General features: G+C 75.8%; 15 protein-coding genes and 1 pseudogene. 5 read left to right on the top strand and 11 right to left on the bottom strand.

Annotated features, from left to right (window positions below; genetic code table 11):
• Positions 1–5 precede the first annotated feature (5 nt).
• The 3 genes from GA0070610_RS03025 (at position 6) to rocD (ending at position 3,238) form a co-directional block, all read left to right on the top strand.
• Positions 6–872 (top strand): thrombospondin, encoded by an 867-nt coding sequence (locus GA0070610_RS03025; protein WP_157747021.1) that lies wholly within the window; start codon positions 6–8, stop codon positions 870–872.
• Between the two features lie 339 nt (positions 873–1,211).
• Entirely contained in the window at positions 1,212–2,027 is an 816-nt protein-coding gene (gene ddaH, locus GA0070610_RS03020; RefSeq protein WP_172896637.1) for a dimethylargininase, read from the top strand.
• Entirely contained in the window at positions 2,024–3,238 is a 1,215-nt protein-coding gene (gene rocD / locus GA0070610_RS03015; RefSeq protein ID WP_172896366.1) for an ornithine--oxo-acid transaminase, read from the top strand. Before ddaH ends, rocD begins: the two co-directional genes overlap by 4 nt.
• Before the next feature lie 66 nt (positions 3,239–3,304).
• Here the strand turns inward: rocD and GA0070610_RS03010 are convergent, their stop codons facing one another.
• Both GA0070610_RS03010 and GA0070610_RS03005 read right to left on the bottom strand, forming a co-directional pair.
• Positions 3,305–4,456: an FHA domain-containing protein gene (locus GA0070610_RS03010; protein ID WP_088998609.1), complete on the bottom strand. Its 1,152-nt coding sequence runs from the start codon at positions 4,454–4,456 to the stop codon at positions 3,305–3,307.
• Entirely contained in the window at positions 4,453–4,746 is a 294-nt protein-coding gene (locus tag GA0070610_RS03005; RefSeq protein ID WP_088998608.1) for a 4a-hydroxytetrahydrobiopterin dehydratase, read from the bottom strand. The genes GA0070610_RS03010 and GA0070610_RS03005 overlap by 4 nt, the downstream gene beginning before the upstream one ends.
• A 196-nt stretch (positions 4,747–4,942) precedes the next feature.
• Between GA0070610_RS03005 and GA0070610_RS03000 the strand changes: the two genes are divergently transcribed.
• Complete coding sequence (locus tag GA0070610_RS03000) at positions 4,943–5,722, top strand: hypothetical protein (RefSeq protein WP_088998607.1); 780 nt, start codon at positions 4,943–4,945, stop codon at positions 5,720–5,722.
• Between the two features lie 118 nt (positions 5,723–5,840).
• On the opposite strand, the gene GA0070610_RS02995 is transcribed toward GA0070610_RS03000, so the two are convergent.
• From GA0070610_RS02995 to GA0070610_RS02975, 5 genes are all read right to left on the bottom strand, one after another.
• The gene (locus GA0070610_RS02995; protein WP_088998606.1) at positions 5,841–6,890 is read right to left on the bottom strand and encodes a fatty acid desaturase family protein; all 1,050 of its coding nucleotides are present in this window, start codon (positions 6,888–6,890) and stop codon (positions 5,841–5,843) included.
• A 177-nt stretch (positions 6,891–7,067) separates the two neighbouring features.
• A complete protein-coding gene (locus GA0070610_RS02990) occupies positions 7,068–10,646 on the bottom strand; it encodes an SCO7613 C-terminal domain-containing membrane protein (protein ID WP_088998605.1) in 3,579 nt (1,192 codons plus the stop codon).
• A 47-nt stretch (positions 10,647–10,693) separates the two neighbouring features.
• The gene (gene cutA, locus GA0070610_RS02985) at positions 10,694–11,014 is read right to left on the bottom strand and encodes a divalent-cation tolerance protein CutA (RefSeq protein ID WP_088998604.1); all 321 of its coding nucleotides are present in this window, start codon (positions 11,012–11,014) and stop codon (positions 10,694–10,696) included.
• Between the two features lie 9 nt (positions 11,015–11,023).
• The gene (locus GA0070610_RS02980; RefSeq protein ID WP_088998603.1) at positions 11,024–12,040 is read right to left on the bottom strand and encodes a 1-acyl-sn-glycerol-3-phosphate acyltransferase; all 1,017 of its coding nucleotides are present in this window, start codon (positions 12,038–12,040) and stop codon (positions 11,024–11,026) included.
• Complete coding sequence (locus GA0070610_RS02975; RefSeq protein WP_088998602.1) at positions 12,040–12,873, bottom strand: patatin-like phospholipase family protein; 834 nt, start codon at positions 12,871–12,873, stop codon at positions 12,040–12,042. The genes GA0070610_RS02980 and GA0070610_RS02975 overlap by 1 nt, the downstream gene beginning before the upstream one ends.
• A gap of 187 nt (positions 12,874–13,060) precedes the next feature.
• On the opposite strand from GA0070610_RS02975, the gene GA0070610_RS02970 reads away from it, so the two are divergent.
• Complete coding sequence (locus GA0070610_RS02970) at positions 13,061–14,623, top strand: serine/threonine-protein kinase (protein ID WP_088998601.1); 1,563 nt, start codon at positions 13,061–13,063, stop codon at positions 14,621–14,623.
• Between the two features lie 9 nt (positions 14,624–14,632).
• Here the strand turns inward: GA0070610_RS02970 and GA0070610_RS02965 are convergent, their stop codons facing one another.
• From GA0070610_RS02965 to GA0070610_RS02950, 4 genes and pseudogenes are all read right to left on the bottom strand, one after another.
• Positions 14,633–15,694 carry a glycosyltransferase family 4 protein gene (locus GA0070610_RS02965; RefSeq protein WP_357660624.1) on the bottom strand — a complete coding sequence of 354 codons (1,062 nt, stop codon included), beginning with the start codon at positions 15,692–15,694 and terminating at the stop codon, positions 14,633–14,635.
• Positions 15,695–15,878: 184 nt separating this feature from the next.
• On the bottom strand, positions 15,879–16,550 hold the full coding sequence (locus GA0070610_RS02960) for a BON domain-containing protein (protein ID WP_088998600.1): 672 nt from the start codon (positions 16,548–16,550) through the stop codon (positions 15,879–15,881).
• A gap of 177 nt (positions 16,551–16,727) precedes the next feature.
• The gene (locus GA0070610_RS02955) at positions 16,728–18,383 is read right to left on the bottom strand and encodes a S1C family serine protease (protein WP_088998599.1); all 1,656 of its coding nucleotides are present in this window, start codon (positions 18,381–18,383) and stop codon (positions 16,728–16,730) included.
• Between the two features lie 62 nt (positions 18,384–18,445).
• A pseudogene (locus GA0070610_RS02950) lies at positions 18,446–19,666 on the bottom strand (HAMP domain-containing sensor histidine kinase); the annotation flags it as partial.
• Positions 19,667–19,835 lie beyond the last annotated feature (169 nt).

Genomic DNA, 19,835 nt, shown 5'->3' with positions numbered 1-19,835 from the left:
TTGTGGTGAAGATTCCTTCCCTGTCACGTCGGACCGAGCCGACGCCGACGGATGACGACATCGGCGGCCGGGACCGGAACGAGGAGGGCGCGCGGGTCGACGGGAGCGCGCGGGACCGGGCGGAGGCCACCGGCCGGGACCGGACCGACGACCCCGGCCGGGTCGCCGGCCCGGTGGTGACGGAGCGGGACAGCGAGCAGACGACCTACCGCAGCAGCACGGCGCCGGACGCCGACGGGCGCGACGGCGACGCGGAGCGGCGGGCGGCCGAGCGGGCGGCGGTCGCCCGGGCCGCCACGGCTCGACCCGCCGACGACGGTCCCCGGCGCGCCCCCCGGACCACCGACCCCGACCCGACCCTCGAACGGACCCTCGACGGCCGGACGACCGACCTGGACCGCAGCGCGACGGCGCTGGCCGCCCGGACGGACCGGGACCGCACGGGGGAGCGCCCGCTCGACGCGGACCGCACCGTGGAGCGGTCCGTCGACCGCGACGGCGACGGCGTCGCCGACCGCGAGCCGGAGCGACCGGTGGTCGCCGGCCCGAAGCCCCGGGCCAGCCTGCTCGCCACGCTGGGGTTGATCGTCGGCGTGGCGGGGGCGCTCTTCGTGCTCACCGGCGCCCTCGCCGGATACGGCATCGCGCTCGGCGCCGTCGGCGCGGTCCTCGCGGTGTTCGGCCTGATGGCCACCCGCCGCCGGCACATCGCCGGCAAGACCGACGCGCTGCTCGGCATCGCGCTGGGTCTCGGCGCGGTGGTGCTCGGCGTGCTGGCGATGACCGGCCAGTTCGACTGGCCGACCACCGACGGCGACTGGGTGCAGCGGTTCCGCGAGTGGCTCGACTCACAGTTTGTGGATCGCTTCTAGCGGGCACTGATCGGCTCGCCGGCGATGCGCCGGCAGCGCCGGTGATGCACCGGCGACGCCCGACCAGCCTGGTGGTTCACCAGCCGGGCAACCCTTTTCGGGGGCGGCGGTTCGCCGCCCCCGAAGTGTTTTCCGGGCCTGGCTCCCGACGGGACGCACCGACGGGGCTCGATACGCAACGAACCATCGTCCAGCACCCTCCAGACGCAACGATCCGTCGGCCTGCGCAACTTCCAGCGGTGGATTCCACCATCGGTGCCGCATAGCGTTGAGCAACGGCGCCAGCCCGTGGGCCGAAGGTGGCCGGGCGCGCCCGACCCTGGGAGCAGGACAATGACGATGGACGCCACCAGCCAGCGCTTCCTGATGTGCCGGCCGACGTACTTCGCCGTCGACTACGCCATCAACCCGTGGATGGACCCGACCGCGCCGGTCGACGCCGACCTCGCCGTGCGGCAGTGGGAGCAGCTGCGGCAGACGTACCGGGACCTGGGCCACACCGTCGAGGAGATCGCTCCGGTGCCCGGCCTGCCCGACATGGTCTTCGCCGCCAACGGCGGCACCGTGATCGACGGCAAGGCGATGGCCGTGCAGTTCCGCGACCCGCAGCGCGCCGACGAGGCCCCCGCCTACCGCGCCTGGTTCGAGGCCGCCGGCTTCGAGATGTACGACCCGAAGCACGTCAACGAGGGCGAGGGCGACATCCTGCTGGCCGGCGACGTCCTGCTGGCCGGCACCGGCTTCCGCACCGCGCACGCCTCGCACGCGCAGCTCCAGGAGGTCTTCGGCTACCCGGTGGTGACCATGCAGCTGGTCGACCCCCGCTTCTACCACCTGGACACCGCGCTCACCGTGCTCGACGAGCGGACGGTGGCGTACCTGCCGGAGGCGTTCTCGCCCGGCAGCCAGGCCGTGCTGCGCCGGCTCTTCCCCGACGCGGTGCACGCCACCCTGGCCGACGCCGAGGTCTTCGGGTTGAACGCGGTCAGCGACGGTCGGCACGTGGTGCTGCCGGCGCAGGCCACCGGCCTGGCCGCGAAGCTGCGCGACCGGGGCTACGAGACGATCGGTGTCGACCTCTCCGAGCTGCGCAAGGCCGGCGGCGGACCGAAGTGCTGCACGTTGCGACTCCGTCAGGGAAAGGCGAGCCAGTGATCGACGACATGCTGCGGACGCCGGAGGCGATCCGCGACGCGGAGCGGTGGACCGCGCACAACTACCACCCGCTGCCGGTGGTCATCTCCTCCGCCGAGGGCTCCTGGCTGACCGACGTGGACGGCCGCCGCTACCTCGACTGCCTGGCCGGCTACTCGGCGCTGAACTTCGGTCACCGGCACCCGACGCTGATCGCCGCCGCGCACGCCCAGCTCGACCGGCTGACCCTCACCAGTCGGGCGTTCGTCCACGACCAGTTCGCCGACTTCTGCCGCGAGCTGGCCGAGCTGTGCGGCAAGGACCTCGTGCTGCCGATGAACACCGGCGCCGAGGCCGTGGAGACCGGCATCAAGGTCGCCCGCAAGTGGGGCTACCAGGTCAAGGGCGTCGCCCCGGGAATGGCCAACATCGTGGTGGCCGAGGGGAACTTCCACGGCCGGACGACCACCATCGTCAGCTTCTCCACCGACGAGGACGCCCGGGCCGACTTCGGGCCGTACACCCCGGGCTTCACGGTGGTCCCCTACGGCGACCTGGCCGCGCTGAGCGCCGCCATCGACGAGAACACCGTCGCGGTGCTGCTCGAGCCCATCCAGGGCGAGCAGGGCGTCGTCGTGCCGCCGGAGGGCTACCTGCCGGGCGTACGCCGGGTATGCACGGAACGCAACGTGCTCTTCGTCGCCGACGAGATCCAGTCCGGCCTGGGCCGGACCGGGCAGACCTTCGCCTGCGACCACGAGGGCGTCACGCCCGACATGTATCTGCTGGGCAAGGCGCTCGGCGGCGGCATCGTGCCGGTCTCCGCGGTGGCCGCGAACACCGACGTGCTCGGCGTGCTCCGGCCGGGCCAGCACGGCTCCACGTTCGGCGGCAACCCGCTGGCCTGCGCCGTCGCGACCGAGGTCGTCCGGCTGCTGGCGACCGGCGAGTTCCAACGCCGCTCGACCGAGCTGGGCGCCCGGCTGCACGCCGGTCTGCGGTCACTGGTCGGCAGGGGCCTGCTCGCGGTGCGGGGCCGGGGCCTGTGGGCCGGCCTCGACATCGACCCGGCGCTGATGAGCGGCCGGGAGGCGTGCGAACGGCTCGCCGAGCGCGGGGTGCTCGCCAAGGACACCCACGGCTCCACCATCCGGCTCGCCCCGCCGCTGGTCATCACCGAGGAGGAGATCGACCACGCGGTCGCCCAGCTCGCCGCCGTGCTGGCCGGCTGAGCCCCGTACGACAAGGGCGGGCGTCGGGACCACGGTCCCGGCGCCCGCCGTCGTCTCCCCCGCGGATCAGCGGGGCAGGCGCATCGCCATCGTGGGGGCCTCGGCCATGACCGAGGTCGGCGTGTAGGGGGCGCCGGTGGGAAGCTCGTCGGGCCGGCCGATCTGCACCCCGGGGTAGAGCTCCACCATGTCGCCCTCGGCCAGCACCCGGGACTGCTGCGGCGCCAACGGGACACGGTCGGCCTCCGCCATCGACCCGCCCGGACGGATGCCCGAGCCGTTGGTGCTGACGTCGGTCACGATCACCTCGCCGACCCGCAGCTCGAACCGGACGTGGCTGCGGCTGATCCAGCGCCGTGCCTCGTCGTTGAGCCACTGCCCGAGGACGATCCCGCCGGCCTGTTCGGGCGCCCGGCCCACGACGGCCGACTGGTCCTCGGTGAGCACGAAGCGGCGGCGGATCAGCCCACCCACCCGCACGGCGAGTACGGCGCTGCGCGGTCGCGGACCGGCGTCGCCGAGCCGGGTGCCGTGCCGGGGGCAGGTGGGCACGCCGCCGCGCAGCGTGGGCGGCGGCTGTCCGGCGGGGCTGCGCTCCACCACCCGAGCCAGGTCGGCGAAGGCCCCGCCGCCCCCGCCACCGCCGAAGAGCGCGCAGCCGGGCTCGGCGCAGCGCCACCGCCGGGAGAGCAGCTTCGCGCCGGCCGGCGACCGGTCACCGGCGACCGGCGTGTGCCCGCCGCCGACGTGGGCGACGAAGGCCGGCCCGCCGGCGCCGGGCACCGGGGCGAGCACCCGGCCGGCCTGCTCGACCAGCCACGGGTAGCGCCCGCGCAGGCCGTCGGCCCGCGCCCGGGTCAGCACCGGCAGCCCGAGCAGGTCCGCCACCTCCAGCATCCGGTCGCCCGGGTTGTCGAGCACCTCGACCAGCCCGTCGTCGGCCCACCGGCGGACGACCATGCGCTCGTTGGAGGTGAGGTCGGCGTCGGAGAGCAGGGCCCGGTGGACCACCGCGTAGACCGGGACGCTGTCCTCCTCCATCTCACGGGCGAGGGCGTCGATCACCATGCCGAGGCGAAGCAGGCTGGCCGGCCGGCCGCCGTCGAGGTCCTGGTAGCGGATCACCTCCGCCAGGTCGATGACCGCCCGCGCCAGCGACGGGTCGGTGCTGACCCGGCCCTCGATGGCGTCCAGCACCTTGCTGATCTCGAATCTCATCCGACGCTCCCCACGATGTCGTCGATCCGCCGAGCCAGTTCCAGGTCACGCCGGGTGACCCCGCCCACCGAGTGCGTGACGCAACGGAAGGTCAGGGTGCGCCAGCGGATGTCGATGTCAGGGTGGTGGTCCATCTCCTCCGCCGCCACCGCGACCCGGTCGACCACCGCGATGGCCTCCGGGAAGTCGGCCAGCTCCACGGTGCGGGTGATCCCCGCGGGGTCTCCCGACCAGCCCGCCAGGCCACCCAGCTCGTCTCGCACCGCCTCGGCGGTGAGCACGTCTGCCATGGGGAGACCCTACCGGGGCCGGTCGCGACGACGCCGACCAGCGGCGCGAGGTGTGGCGGACCCGGCAGCGCGGCGCTCCGGGGGCCGCCACGGCATAGATGGGCGGCTGTGCGACCGCGGGGTTAGGCTGACCGGCGGCCCGGTCGGGGTCGCGACGGCGTCGCCCCCGGCCAACCCTGCGTGAGGAGATTCCACGATGAACACTCGACGGCTGGCGACCACGGGGGTCGCGCTCGTCGCCGCGCTCGCCCTCGGTCTGACCGGGTGCGGCACGGGGACGGACGCGGACGCTCCGGCCGGCGACGGCGGCGCCACCACCACCGGCGCGGCGGCGGCCAGCAGCGCCCCCGCCGACGCCCGCGCCGAACTGGGCGCCGCCGCGCAGAAGCTCAACCAGCAGAGCGTCAAGATGAAGCTCACCTCGCCGGTCATCAACGGCAGCGGCGTGATGGACCCGGCCACCAAGACCGGCGACATGACGCTGAAGATGGGCGCGGAGGGCACCTTCCGGATCCTGATGCTCGGTAACGACGTCTACCTGAAGGTCACCGGCATGCAGGGGATGCCGAAGAAGTGGATGCACATGGACGCCACCAAGCTCGGCAAGAGCGGCCAGCTCAACCTGATGCCCGACGGCGACCCGGGCGGCGCGAAGCAGATGGTCCAGAGCGTGGTGGACGTCGAGAAGACCGGCCCGGGCAGCTACTCCGGCATCCTCGACTACACCCGCACCAAGCCCGACGACAAGGCCATCCAGGCCCTCGGTGACAAGGCCAAGGCCGTCCCGTTCACCGCCAGGGTCGACGACCAGGGCCGGCTCGTCGAGTTCGCCATCGACACCCAGGTGCTGCACGAGTCGCTGGGCACCATGATCACCACGTACTCGGACTTCGGCGCCCCGGTCTCGGTGAAGAAGCCCGCCGCGAGCGACACGCAGGAGGCGCCGCAGGAGCTGATCGAGTCCATGGGCTCCTGAGCCCGACCGCAACCGGACGGGGGCGGCGCCGACCGGCGCCGCCCCCGTCCGCGCGTCGTCAACCCGCGCGTCATCAGCCCGCGCGTCGTCAGCCCGCGCGTCGTCAGCCCGCGCGTCGTCAGCCGCGCAGCGGCCGGCCCACCTCGTGCAGGTGTGCGAGCGCCTGGCGGTACGACTCGACCAGCCCCGTCTCGGCGTACGGGATGCCCTGCTCGGCGCAGTAGGCGCGGACGATCGGCCGGGCCCGGCGCAGGTTGGCCCGGGGCATGTTGGGGAACAGGTGGTGCTCGATCTGGTAGTTGAGCCCGCCCAGTGCCACGTCGACGAGCCGGCCGCCCCGCACGTTGCGGGCGGTGAGCACCTGCTTGCGCAGGAAGTCGAGGTCGTCGTCGGCGGTGGGCATCGGCATGCCCTTGTGGTTGGGGGCGAACGAGCAGCCCATGTAGAGCCCCCACAGCCCCTGGTGGACGGCGACGAAGAGCAGCGCCTTCAGCGGCGACATCACCAGCAGCAGCGCGCCGAGGTAGCCCACGGCGTGCAGGACCAGCAGCAGCGCCTCCACCCGGCGGTGCCGCATCGGGGTGCGGAACCGGCCGTCGGAGTCCCGCCCCACGATCGCCTGCACGCTCGCCACGTGCAGGGCGAACCCCTCCAGCAGCAGCATCGGGAAGAACAGCCACGCCTGCCGGCGGGCCAGCCGGCGGCCGAAGCCGCGCGTCGCGGCGGCCTGCTCGTACGTCCAGACCAGCGCGCCGGCCCCGACGTCGGGATCCTCGTCCTCGTGATTGGGGTTGGCGTGGTGCCGGTTGTGCTTGTCGACCCACCAGCCGTAGCTGAGCCCGACCGCCAGGTTGCCGGTGAGCAGGCCGATGGCCTCGCTCGGCCCCCGCCGCCGGAACATCTGCCGGTGCCCGGCGTCGTGACCGAGGAACGCGACCTGGGTGGTGGCGACGGCCAGGAAGACGGCCACCAGCAGCTGCGCCCACGAGTCGCCGACCAGGCCGACCGCCGCCCAGCCCGCCGCGAAGACGCCCAGCGTGAGCGCGATGCGGGTCACGTACCGCCCCGGACGCCGCTCCAGCAGCCCCGCCCCGCTGATCCGCCGGGACAACTGCGCGTAGTCACTGCCCCGCCGTACCGGCGGTTCCGCCACCGCTCCGAGCACCATCGCGGCTCCCGTCCTCGATCCCGGCCCGCGCCGGTCGGCGCGCCCTGCCCCCAGTCTCCGGCGAACGGTTGCGCTGAGTAACCCTGCCCACCCCCGGGTCGGGGGTAGGGCGAGCCCTACCCCCTGCGGTGCAGCACGGCAGCCTCCGGGAGCGGATCCGACCCCTGGGCGTGCCGGTCAGCCCATCCGGCCGAGGGCGGCCCGGAGCCGGGCCAGGTCGCGGCGGCGCCGCTCGTAGGTGGTGGCGAGCCCGATCAGCGCGAGCCCGCCGACGGCCAGGAAGATCCACCGGGGCAGCAGGTCCCAGCCACGGACCAGCTCGTGCAGCGCGAGCAGCGCCAGGGTCACGCCGCCCAGCAGCACCGGTGCCTTCCAGCGGCGGGTCGCCCCGGCCAGCACCGCGCCGAGCGCGGCGACGCCCAGCAGCAGCCGCCGCCACGGCTGGGGGTCCGGGGCCACCAGCACCGACACCAGGCTCGGCAGCAGGGCGGCCGCCAGCCCGGGGCCCAGCGCCAGCCAACTGGTCAGCCCGGGCCGGGTACGCAGCGCCACCACGCCCGCCGCGAGGGCCAGCGCCGCCGCCGGCACCGTGTAGGCCTCCAGCAGCGCCACGTCCCCGGCGGCCAGCAGCAGCCAGCCGCCGAGCAGCTCGCTGCCGCCGGCGATGCCCGCGAAGACCCACCGTCGGCCCGACGACTCGCCCCGGCGCAGCACCCGCAGCGCGACGGCGGCGCCCCACAGCACGCACACCGCCGCGGCGTGGCGCAGCGAGCCCACCGCGAGCAGCAGCGCGACCAGCGCCACCGCCTGGGCCGCCGCGTCCAGCGCCACCGCCACGGGACGCCCCCGGCGGGCCGGTACGGCAGCCGCGGCGGCCAGCGTGAGCACCGCGACGGCGAGCACGCTGAAGGCGGCCGTCCGTACGGGCAGCCCGCCGGCCAGCGGCGCGACGACCGCCAGGCCCGTCGCGGCGGCCACCGCGACCAGGGCCCCGGACAACCGGGCGTCGTCGCGGCGGGCGGCCACGGCGACCACCGTCGCCGCGACCACGAGCACGCCCAGGCCGGCGACCGTGCCCGCCCGGGTCGCGAGCAGCCCGAGCAGCCCGGACGCCGCCAGCACCAGCCCCACCGGCACCCCGACCGGGGCGAGCAGCGGGCGCGGCGCGGCCAGCGCGGCGGCCAGGGCCAGGGCGACCCCGCCGAGCAGCGTGACGACCGGCAGCACCGGCCACGGCACGCCGGCGGCCACCAGCAGCACGGGCAGCGCCGCCGCGGCGAACGGCACCGCGACCAGCCCGGCCCGCCACCAGGCGGCGCCCGCAGACGGGACCGCCTCCTGGACGGTGGCATCGGGCCGGACGAGCGGGGCGGTGGCATCGGGTCGCACGAACCGGCCGGCCAGCACCCCGGCCACCGCCAGGGCGGCCAGCGCCAGCCCCACCGGGAGCGCGTCCGGATCGGCGCGGACCGTGGGCGCACCGGACCAGGGCGGCACGTCGCCGTACGGGGCGACGAGTGCCGTCAACGTCACGGGTACGGCGGTGACGACCGAGACCACGAGCAGCCCGACGCCGGCCACCCGCAGGGCGACGTCGGCGCGCGCCGCACCGCCCAGCGTCGCCAGCAGCACCGCCACGGCGGCGTAGAGCGTCACGGGTTCGTCGGTCGGTACGACCACCGGCGCCAACCCGACCGCCGGGAGGGCCACGGCGACCCCGACGCAGGCGTACGCCCCCAGGTCGGGCCAGTGCCGGCGGACCGCGAACAGCCCGACGGGCAGCAGCGCGACGGCGGCCAGCGCCGCCCGCGCCTGCCACCAGGCCGGCGCGCCGGCGGCGAGCAGGGCGACGACCGCGCCGGCCGGCACCGCGAGCGGCACGACGGCCAGCGCCGTGCCGGCCATCCGGCGCTGCGCGGGCGTGCCGCGCCGGCCGGCGGCGGCCACGGCCGTCCCCGCGACCAGCACCACCGCGAGCGCCGCCCCCGCCCCCGCGGGCGCGGCGAACCCCACGACCAGTGCGTGCCCGAGCAGGACGGTCCCGGCGCCCCCCGCCGCCAGGACCGTCCAGGACCGGACGCCCGGACGGCCCACGGCGACGGCGAGCAGGCCCACCGCCGCCGCCAGGTCCAGGGCCACCACGGCGGGCCAGGGCGACGGCCAGCCGGCGGGCACCGCCAGCGCGACGGCCGCCCCGCCGATCGCGGCCAGCGCCGGCCGGGCGGGCCTCGGCAGCAACAGCGCCAGGGCGGCCACGGCCAGCGCGATCACCACCGGGAGTTGCCATCCCCGGCCGAGGTCGGGCCCGGCGTCGGCCCCCTGCCACGGCGGCAGCGACCGGCCCGCGGTGGTGCCGGCGAGCGCGACGGCCAGCAGCACGGCGAGCTGGGCCGTCACGCCGGCCACCAGCAGCGCGCCGGCGCGGGGGCCGGTCCGCCACCCGGCGGGCAGCAGCCGCACCGCGCCGGCCAGGACCACCACGACCAGCGCCGTGAGCAGCGGCGACAGGCCCAGCTCCGCGAGCGGGCGGACCACCGCGCCGGCCAGCACCGGCACCAGCAGCGCGGCGGCCACGGCGCGGAACACCGCCCCGCCGGTGAGCAGCGCGGTGCCGAGCAGCGTCAGCGCCACCAGCAGCAGGGGCGCCCCGGCCAGCAGCGGGACGCCGGCGGCCCGGCCGACGGTCAACGGCACGAGCGCGCAGCAGGCGGCCACGAGCAGCGCGCCGGCGTGCCCCACCCAGGCGAGGACACGCCCGGCGAGGACCGCCGGCCGTTCGCCCGCCGGACGGGCCGGGCTGCCGGCGACAGTCGGGGCGGCGGGCGCCGGGCCGCTCCGGCGGCGCAGCGCGACCAGCACCGCCAGGTCGAGCAGCGCCACCCCCAGGAAGACCAGCGTCCAGCCGGCGGCGTCCGGCCGGGCGTCGGCAGCGAGCAGGGGCAGCACCGGCTGCGCGGTCAGCAGGGCCGCGAACCACGGCACGGTCAGCCCGCTCAGCCGGGCGTACCCGGCCGCGACCGCCGCGCTGGCCCCCCCGACCAGCGCGGCGTACCGGGTGCCGGGCCAGTCCGCCACGCCGACCAGGTCCACCGACCAGGCGGCGTACCCGTCGAGGAGCACCAGCAGCAGGCCGACGGCCGCGAAGGTCTCCGCGGTGCCGCGCAGCCCGCGCCGTGCCGCCACCAGGGGCACGGCCAGGGCGAGCGCGGTGAACGCGAACAGGATCAGGGCCCGGCCGGCGACCCCGACCGCCGCCCAGGCGACCGCCGTGAAGACCACCGCGGCGGTGCCCAGCAGCAGCCCACCGAGGACGAAGAGCAGGCTCTGCACCGTACGGGTGGAGGTCTCCGCCCCGCCGATGCCGACGGGCACCGGGGCGACCGGCCCCCGGCCGGGCCAGGCCGGCGCCGGGGTGTCGGCCGGCGGGGTCACGCCCGGCGCGGGGCGTACCGGCGCGCCCGGCGCGGGGCGTACCGGCACCGTGGTCGCGGGAGCCGCCGGGCGCGGCACGGGGAACTCCGCGCGGATCGCGGCGGCCAGTGCCGCGCGGCGCTGCCGGGTCGCGCCCAGCCGGTCGACGAGCCCCTGGTACGCCGCGCGGGCCCGCTCGACCTCGCCGCCGAGCGCGACGATCTCCCGGTCGAGCCGGACCACCTCGGCGGCGGCCGGGTACGGCGGTCGGCCGCAACCGGAGCAGCCGGAGCCGAGATCGGCCGACGCGCCGCAGGCGGGGCAGGGATAGCCGGTGTTCTGCACCCGGCCATCATGGTGGCCGGGAGATCACCTGAGAAGAGTGCGGATACTCAGGGCCGGGTGTGCTCGTGCACCCAGGTGGCGTAGCCGGGGTCGCCGCTGTCCACCCGGGTGACCAGGATCTCCGGCACCTCGTACGGGTGGCTGGCCCGGATCTGCTCCACCAACGCGGCGGCCCGGTCGGGCGCGGTCTTGAACTGCACCGACCACTCGGTGCTGGTCTCCACCCCCTCACGCCACCAGTAGGTGCTGTCCACCTGGCCGCCCACCTGTGCGCAGGCCGCCAGCCGACCCGCGACGGCCGCCGCCGCCATCACGTCGGCGACCGAGCGGGCGTCCACCACCGTCGTCACCACGCAGATCTGGTCCACCAGCGCACCCTACGCGGCACCGTCCCGATTGGCCGCGATCCACTCGTCGATCCGGGCCCACCAGTCGAAGAGCCAGTCGATCCGCTCCTGCCGACCGACCGGCACCTCCTCCGGCGGCACCGACCAGAAGCGCATGATGATCCGCTTGTCCATGGGCAGTTCCCGCCACACGTCGCCGACGGTGAGCATCCGGTCCAGGCCGGTGTGCGCCACGAAGATCACCCCTGCGTCGGGGGCCGCGTCCAGCGCCGCGAGCAGCCCGCCCGGCTGCGGGGCGAGCACGTGGCGCAGCCGTTCCGCGCGCCGCGCCATCCGCTCCAGGCCGAGGCCGCGCAGGCGGTCGATGGCCCGCAGCCGGCGGCCGGGGGTGAAGTTGCCGCCCTCCGGAAAGATCACGAAGGCGTCGTCGTCGTCCAGGCCCTGCGCCAGGTGCCCGATCTGCTCGGTCACCGATCCCCGGCCCTCCGGGCCCGGCGCGAGGAAGCGGCTGGGCAGCCGGTTGAGCAACACGTCGACCGCCGGATCCCACTGGAGGCTGTCCTTCAGCACGATCCGCGGCTCGCGGTTGAACCAGTTGACCAGGGCGTGGATCAGGATGAACGAGTCGCCGGGGCCGGCGTGCCGGCAGAGCACCAGCTCGGGCCGGCCGGGCAGTGCCGTGTCGGGGTCGGTGCCCACCACGTCGATGTTCAGGTGCAGCGCCCAGCGGGCCTGCCAGAAGAGCACCCGCAGGAACCAGCCGGCGAGCACGTAGTGGGCCCGCTGGAAGCCCGGCGACCGGACCTGCCAGCCGAAGCCGGAGGCCACCCAGAGCAGGAAGAGCGCGAGCAGCGCCGCCGCGTCCCAGACCAGGTAGACGCAGCCGAGCCAGAGCAGGCGCAGCGGGCGCAGCCGGCCCGGGACCAGCGGCGACACGGCCGCCGCGAGCAGCGCCCAGACCGGCAGGGTCGTCACCACCAGGAAGGCGAGCAGCACCACGCCGGGGGCCAGGAACAGTCGGCGTGCCCACCGCGGCGGCAGGGGCATCAGTGCTCCAACTGCGTCGCCAGGTAGCGCCGGGAGGCCGTGTAGGCGCGGCTGATCCGACGCCCCACGGCCGCCATGTCCCGGTAGGCCCACGGCGTGTCGTCGCGCGGCTCCAACCCCCCGGTGGGCAGCACGTGCACCTCCACCCCGTCGGGCAGGGCCGCCATCTCCCGGGCGAACCGGTGCCGCCGGGCGATCTCGAACGCGACCTGGGCGATCTCCCAGGGCCGCCGGGGCGGGCTCAGCTCCCGTTCGATCCGGCCCACCTGGAGTACGAAGATCCGCGTGGCGCCCACCGCGACCGCCTCGCCGATCGGGATGGAGTTCACGATGCCGCCGTCGATGTAGTGCTGCTCGTCGATGCGGGCGGGCGGCAGCAGCCCCGGCACCGAGGCGGACGCGAGCACGGCTGGCACCAGCGGTCCACTGTCGAACCAGTGCTCGGCGGCCCGCTCGATGTTGGCCGCGCAGCAGCGGAAGGGCACCTGGAGGTCGGCGAAGGTGGTCTCCGCGCCCAGCTCGGCCTCCAGCAGCTTGCGCAGCGGCCGGGGCGAGTGCAGGTGGGTACGGGCGGCGAACCGGCGCAGTTGGCGGGCCACCGAGTCGCCGTACACCTCGCTCGCCTCCGGCGAGGCCCAGAGCCGGACCAGCCGGTCGGTGACCGCCTCGGACGGTTCGGCGGCGACCAGCGCGCCGTTGACCGCCCCGATCGAGGTGCCGAGCACCACGTCGGGCCGGATGCCGGCCCGGAACAGCGCCCGCAGCATGCCCACCTCGACCGCGCCGAGGACTCCCCCGCCCCCGAGCACGAACGCCACCGGTCCCCGCGACATGGCTTCATCCTGGCACGGGCGCGAAAGGGGCCGTCCGGTGCCGCCCGGCGTGGTAGCCCGGGCGGCGTCGGCGGTCGGGTCCGGGTGCCGCCCGGGAAGGGTCCGGCCCCGCGAGTAGCCGACCGTTGACAGGGCCGACACATTCACGCAACCTGATAGCGCTCCCACAGCGAGGCAGGTGCCATCCGTGAAGCCAGCACTGCACCCCGGCCGGTTGCTGGCCCGCCGGTACCGGCTCCTCGATCAGATCGGCGCCGGCGGCATGTCGGTGATCTGGCGGGCGCACGACGAGGTGCTCGACCGGGTCGTGGCGCTGAAGGTGCTCGCCCCGTCGCTCGCCGCCGACGCCCGCTTCCGCGACATGGTGCGCGAGGAGGCCCGCGCCGCCGCCCAGCTCGTCCACCCGCACGTCACCTCAGTGCACGACTACGGCGAGACGGTCGCGCCCGACGGGTCGATCACCTCGTTCGTGGTGATGGAGCTGCTCGCCGGCGAGGAGCTGGAGCTCCGGCTCACCGAGGGGCCGCTGCCGTGGGCCGAGGCGGTCGAGGTCGGCGCCCAGGTGGCGGACGCGCTCGCCGCCGCACACCGGCTCGGCATCGTGCACCGGGACATCACCCCGGCCAACGTGATGATGACCCGGGCGGGGGTCAAGGTGCTCGACTTCGGCATCGCCACCCGCATCGGCGCGCCGGACGACGACGAGGACGGGGGCACCTTCGGCACGCCCGCGTACGTCGCGCCGGAACGCCTCGACGGGGCGCCCGCCCAGCCGGCCACCGACGTGTACTCCCTCGGTGTGCTGCTCTACGAGGCGCTGACGGGTCGGGTGCCGTACCCGGCGGACACCTGGGAGCAGCTCAGCGAGGCGCTCGCCGGTGACGGCCCGCCCCCGCTCGCGGACATGCCGGGCCTGCCGCCGGAGGTGGCCCGTACCTGCCTGCGCTGCCTGGAGCGCGACCCGCTGGATCGCCCCACCGCCCGCCAGGTCGCCTCCGTCCTGCGCGACCAACTGCTCCCCGCCGACCCCCAGGCCGCCACGATGCTCGCGCCGATGGTCACCCTCCCGACGCTGCCGCCGCCAGCGGGTGCCTCCGCCCCGCCGGTGGCCGGACCGGCCGGACCGGTGGAACAGAACGGACCGGCGGGACCGGCAGGGGCGGCGGAAGAGCGCGGGACGGAGCCGGACGGCGGGGCCAAGTCGCGCAGCGCCCGGCTCGCCCGGGAGCGCCGGCGACGCCGCCTGCCGCGGCCGGTGCTGATCGTGCCGGTCGTACTGCTCGTGGGGGTGGCCCTGGCCGTGCCCGCGATCCGCCAGGAGGAGACGACCCCGCCCCGGGCGCTGCCCACCACGGGCCCGTCCGATCCGCCGGCCTCCCCCAGGCCGACGGCCGACGCCGCACCGCCCCCGGCGGCCTCCCCGCAGCCGACGTCCGCCGCGCCGGTCGCGCCCCGGCCGACCCCGACGCCCCCCGGGCGCGACGACCTCATCGAGGCGGCCAACCGGGTCGACGGGCTGATCGGCGCGGGGCTCGACGACGGCGGGATCCGGGCCGACGTCGGCCTCGACTTCCGCAACGAGCTGCGCAACCTGACCGACGCGGCCCGCGCCCGCTCGGGCGACCTCGGCGAGCGGATCGCCCGGCTGCGCGAGAAGGTCGCGGTCCGCCGCGGCGAGGGTGCCGTCACCGACGCGTACGCCCGACGCCTCGACAGCGCGATCACCGCGCTCGGGGCCGCCCGCGTCTGACGGCGGCCGTCAGCGGGCCGGGGCCCGGACCGGCTCCCGGGCCGCCCGGTCCGGGGCCGTCCGTGCGATGAAGCGGCGGTACACCTCCTCGTAGCCGGTGGCCATCCGCTCCGTGGAGAAACTCTCCGCCACGTGCGCGACGCAGGCCGCCGGGTCGAGCTCCGTCGCCGCGCGCAACGCGCCGGGCAGCTCGTCCACGCGCTCGCAGATCAGGCCCGTCCGGCCGGACCGGACGAGTTCCGGCACCGCCCCCCGGTCCAGCGCCACCACCGGCGTGCCGGTCGCCATCGCCTCCACCATCACCATGCCGAACGGTTCGTCCCACTGGATCGGCATGATCAGGCAACGGGCCTCGACCAGCAGCCGCAGGGCCTCGGCCCGGTCGGCGTCGAGCACCACCCGCACGTCCTCGCCGAGCAGGGGCCGGACCACCTGGTCGTAGTAGCGACGCTCGGCCGGCTCGTTGCACTTGCCCGCCAGCACCAGCGGCAGGCCGGCCTCCCGGCACGCCCGGATGGCGAGGTCCGGGCCCTTGTCGGGGCTGAACCGGGCCAGCCAGAGCACCGGCCCCCGCCCGGGTGCGCTCTTGTGCGGCACGCCCCGGACGTCCATCGCGTTGTGCACCGTACCGACCCAGCCCAGCGCCGGGTTCAGGCGGCGTTGGGCGTGCGAGATGGCCACCAGCCCGACCCCCCGGTCGGTCTCGCTGAGCACGTCGCCGTACTCACCCACCGGGTTGCCGTGCACCGTGGCCACCGTCGGCACGGCCCGGTGGCCGGCGATCAGCGGGCCGATCGTCGTGTGGTCGTGCACGACGTCGAAGTCGCCCGCGTGCACGCGGTGGTTGACCCGGGCCAGGTGGGCCAGCTCGGGCAGCGCCTCGCCGAGCCGGTCGAACTGGAGTTCGGGCACCGTGGAGACGAACGCGGCCGCCGTCCCGTGCTCCTGGCCGGCCCCGAAGACGGTGACGGCGTGACCCCGGTCGACCAGCGTCTCCACCAGGCCGGTCACCACCTGTTCCAGGCCGCCGTAGCCGGGCGGCGGCACCGACAGCCACGGCGGCACGACCATCGCGATCCGCAACGGCCGCGCTGCCGATCGGTCGGGCGACGGACGGTCGACGGCCACGGGCACCTCCCAGTCGGTCACTGCTGTGAAGCACCGGCACCCCGCCGCGACCGTCTCCCGGCCGCGCGGGCGGAATCGGCGACGGTTTCCCGAGGGCGGCACCACTAAACGGGACGCCGTGGGCGGGTCACCCGCCCACGAGAAGACGGTCCCGCACCGCCCGCACCCCCTCGGCCGACCAGGCCACCCGCTCCGCCTCGTCCCGCTCCCACCAGGAACGGACGACGCCGGTGAGCACGACCGTGTCCCCGTCCAGCTCGACGGTCACCCGCTCCGTGCCGATGCCCCGCCCCAGCGCCCGCTGGAGGTCGCGCCGGGTCCGACCGGTGTCGGGACGGGTGACGGGCCGCACCTCGACCAGGTTGGTCACCCCGCGTACGCCCCGCAGCCGGCGCAGCTCCCGCTCGGCGGTACGCCGCTGCCAGCCGAACTCGACCTCGCCGCGGAGCATCACCCAGCCGTTGGCGACGGTGACGTCCAGCCGCTCCGCCGGGACGAAGCTGTCCCACTCCAGCGCCCGGCCCGCCGCGATCGCGATCTCGGCGTCCGTACGCCCCGGCTCGCCGGGCAGGCGCACCTCGACGTCGTCGGCGACCGCCCGCACCCCCCGTACGCGCTGCGCGCAGCGTTGCGCCGCCCACTTGCGCGCGTACGCGTCGACCTGCCCGGTCAGGGTCACCACGCCGTCGTCGACGCTCACCCCGATCTCGTTGGGCTGCGCCTGGGCGTCCCAGGCCAGCTCGTCGAGCACGTCCCGCTGGATCCGCTCGTCCGTCCGGTCGGCCGCTGCCGTGGTCATCGCACCCCTCCGTACGCCTCGCCGGTCCTGCCTCTGCGACGGTGCCGGCGCGACGGGTGACGGCGGTTCACCCGCACCGGGTGAACCGCCGTCGAGAGTGAGCGGCGGGTGACGGAGCCAACCCCCTTGGCCCCGCCACCCGCCGCCGGAGGGAGGAGGAATGTCTTCGGTTACCGGTTACGACGTCTCGGCGAGCGTCACGGTTGCCCTGGCCTCGGTGCCGTTGCGCTTGTAGGTCACCTCGACCCGGTCGCCGACCTTGCCGGCCTGCACGGCGCCGACCAGGTCGTCCGAGTCGTTGACCGCCTTGTCGCCGAACCGGGTGATCACGTCGCCGCGCTGCAACCCGGCCTTCTCGGCGGCGCTGCCCGGGGTGACCGCCGCGACCAGGGCGCCCCCGCCCTCGGCGGCGGTCACGCTGACCCCGAGGGACGGGTGGCTGACCTTCTCGTCGCGCTGGAGCTTGCCGGCCACGTCCTTGGCCTTGTTGCTGGGGATCGCGAAGCCGACGCCGATGTTGCCGCTGCTGCCCTGCCCGGCGGTGGCGATCGCGGTGTTGATGCCGATCACCTCGCCCCGCGTGTTGACCAGGGCGCCGCCGGAGTTGCCCGGGTTGATCGGCGCGTCGGTCTGGAGCAGGCCGGCGATCGAGGAGGCGCCCTGGTTGGGCTCCTGCCGCTGCTGGCCGCTGCCCGCCTGGATGGTGCGGTCCCGGGCGCTGAGGATGCCGGCGGTGACCGAGCCCTGCAGGCCCAGCGGGCTGCCGAGGGCGAGCACCTGGTCGCCGACCTGCATCGCATCGCTGTCGCCGAAGGTGGCGGCCTTCAGGCCGCTGACGCCGTCGGCCTTCACCACCGCCAGGTCGGTCTTCGGGTCGGTGCCCCGGATCTGGGCCTGGGCGGTCTTGCCGTCGGCGAAGGTCACCACGACCTTGCCGTCCGTGGCGGAGGCGACCACGTGGTTGTTGGTGAGCACGAAGCCGTCGGCGGTGAGGATCACGCCGGAGCCCTCGCCGTTGTCGGTCGCGATCGACACGACGCTGGGCTGCACGGCGGCGGCGATGCGGGGCAGGTCGGCGCTGTTGATGATCGGCGCGGCGGAGTAGGTGCGGGTGATGCCCGAGTCGCCGTCGACGGCCAGCGCGAGCGCCCCACCGGCGACGCCCGAGCCGAGCATCAGGGCGAAGACCGCCACCCCGGCGCCGGCGAACTTGGCGATCCGGCCGGGCCGGGGGCCCGTCTGCGGGGCCGCCCAGGGCGGCACCGGCTGGCCGGAGGGGTGCGGCTGGTGGCCGTACGGCTGTCCCGGCTGGCCCCCGCCGCTCCAGCCGGACTGCTGGCCGTACCAGGGCCCGCCCGGCTGGCCGGCGGCCTGCGGATGGCCGGGCTGACCCGCGAGGTGCGGGTGACCGGGCTGACCGGCGGCGTACGGGTGGGCGGGTTGACCCGGCTGGTACTGGCCTGGCAGCGGGTACTGCGGGGCCGGCGCGAAGGGGCCCGGCGGGGCGGGCCGGGCGGGCGGGCCGGCGGCGTCGGGGGCGCGGGCCGGCTCGGCGGCGGACGGGACGCCGTCGCCGGCGGTCGCGCCCGGCTCCCCGGTACGCGGTGCGTCGCCGCCGACCGGGACGGATCCACCGGCGGCAGGGGCGGTCGAGCCGGCGGGATGCGTGGTTAGGCCGACCGTGGGGGCGTCGCCGGACGTGGTGGCGAAGCCGACGGTCGGGGCGGAGTCGGACTGCGCGCGCTCGGCGCGCGGCAGCTCGGCGGTGGGGTGCGACGGCTCGGCGTCGGGGTGGGCCGGCCGGCGCTGCGGGTCGGACTCGTGCTCGGTCATGCGTCCACCTTGACGCGCACCACTGCGATCCGCCTGGAACCCACCTGAATGTTGGCTGAAAGTCACTCGCCATCACCCCCGGCGTCCGGCACCAGCGGGAGCCGGACCCGGAAGGTCGCTCCCCCGCCGGGGGTCTCGGCCACCTCGACCGTGCCATGGTGGGCGCGCACCAGCGCCGCGACGATGGCCAGGCCCAGCCCGGTGCCGGTGTTGCCGCCGGCCCGCCGGGTACGCGCGGCGTCCACCCGGTAGAAGCGCTCGAAGACCCGCTCCGCCTGCTCCGAGGTGAGCCCGGGACCGGTGTCGGCCACCTCCACCACGGCCAGGTTGCCCGGCTCGACCCGCAGCCGCAGGGTCACCGCAGCCTCCGGCGGGGTGTGCGTCAGGGCGTTGGTCATCAGGTTGCCGATGACCTGGCGCAGCCTGGCGTCGTCGCCGTAGACCACCAGCGGGCCCGAGCCGGGCGCCACCTCCAGCTCGATCCGGCGCTCCGGCGCCATCACCCGGGCGGCCTCGACCGCCTCGCTGGCCAGCACCGGCAGCTCCACCGGGGCGAGGGCGAGCGGTCGCTCCCGGTCCAGCCGGGCCAGCAGCAGCAGGTCCTCCACCAGCAACCCCATCCGGGCCGCCTCCTGCTCGATGCGCCGCAACAGGTCGGCGGTCTGCTCCGGCGCGCTGGCCGCACCCTGGCGGTAGAGCTCGGCGAAGCCCCGGATGGTGGTCAGCGGGGTCCGCAGCTCGTGCGAGGCGTCCGCGACGAACTGCCGCATCCGTTCCTCGGAGCGCCGGGCCCGTGCCTCGGAGGCCCGCGCCGCGCCGGCCGCGTCCCGGGCCACCGCCTCGGCGGACCGGGCGGCGGTCTCCGAGGCGGCCCGCGCGGTGAAGGCGACCTCGATCTGCGTGAGCATCGCGTTGAGGGCCCGCGACAGCCGGCCCAGCTCGGAGGTGGGGCAGGGTTGCCCCTCCTCGGGGTCGGGCACCCGCCGGGTGAGATCCCCACCGGCGATGGCGGCGGCCGTACGCTCTATCTCCACCAGCGGCTTCAGACTGGTCCGGACGATCGCCGCGCCGATGGAGGCGAGCAGGATCAGCACCGCCCCGCCGACCAGCAGGTCTATCCAGACCAGCTGCTTCACGGCGCGGTCCACCTGGGTGAGTGGCTGACCCACGGCGAGCACCGAGCCGTCCTGCTGTCCCGTGTAGACCACCCGCCAGCGGGTACGGCCGTCGTGGGACATGACGGTTCGGGGTGCGCCCTCCAGTGCGGCGAATCCGCTCCGGTCGCTCGGGAAGTCGGGCAGTTGCTCGGGGTCGAGGCTGATGTCGTCGTAGGCCGTCCGGTACACCTGGTTCTCGTCGGCGAGCGACACGACGTAGCTGCTGGGCAGCATCGCCTCGAGTTGACCGCTGCGCAGCCCGGGCAGCAGTTGCCCGAGCCCCTGGCTGGCCGAC

The organism is Micromonospora echinofusca (assembly GCF_900091445.1).
In the GTDB taxonomy this organism is placed as follows: Bacteria; Actinomycetota; Actinomycetes; order Mycobacteriales; family Micromonosporaceae; genus Micromonospora; species Micromonospora echinofusca.
This window is presented reverse-complemented; position numbering and strand designations above follow the sequence as displayed.

Coding starts and splice junctions, on each gene's coding strand:
- ddaH (WP_172896637.1), top strand. CDS start 1,212: ATGGACGCCACCAGCCAGCGCTTCCTGATGTGCCGGCCGACGTACTTC.
- GA0070610_RS03010 (WP_088998609.1), bottom strand. CDS start 4,456: ATGAGATTCGAGATCAGCAAGGTGCTGGACGCCATCGAGGGCCGGGTC.
- GA0070610_RS03005 (WP_088998608.1), bottom strand. CDS start 4,746: ATGGCAGACGTGCTCACCGCCGAGGCGGTGCGAGACGAGCTGGGTGGC.
- GA0070610_RS03000 (WP_088998607.1), top strand. CDS start 4,943: ATGAACACTCGACGGCTGGCGACCACGGGGGTCGCGCTCGTCGCCGCG.
- GA0070610_RS02995 (WP_088998606.1), bottom strand. CDS start 6,890: ATGGTGCTCGGAGCGGTGGCGGAACCGCCGGTACGGCGGGGCAGTGAC.
- GA0070610_RS02980 (WP_088998603.1), bottom strand. CDS start 12,040: ATGCCCCTGCCGCCGCGGTGGGCACGCCGACTGTTCCTGGCCCCCGGC.
- GA0070610_RS02975 (WP_088998602.1), bottom strand. CDS start 12,873: ATGTCGCGGGGACCGGTGGCGTTCGTGCTCGGGGGCGGGGGAGTCCTC.
- GA0070610_RS02965 (WP_357660624.1), bottom strand. CDS start 15,694: ATGGTCGTGCCGCCGTGGCTGTCGGTGCCGCCGCCCGGCTACGGCGGC.
- GA0070610_RS02960 (WP_088998600.1), bottom strand. CDS start 16,550: ATGACCACGGCAGCGGCCGACCGGACGGACGAGCGGATCCAGCGGGAC.
- GA0070610_RS02955 (WP_088998599.1), bottom strand. CDS start 18,383: ATGACCGAGCACGAGTCCGACCCGCAGCGCCGGCCGGCCCACCCCGAC.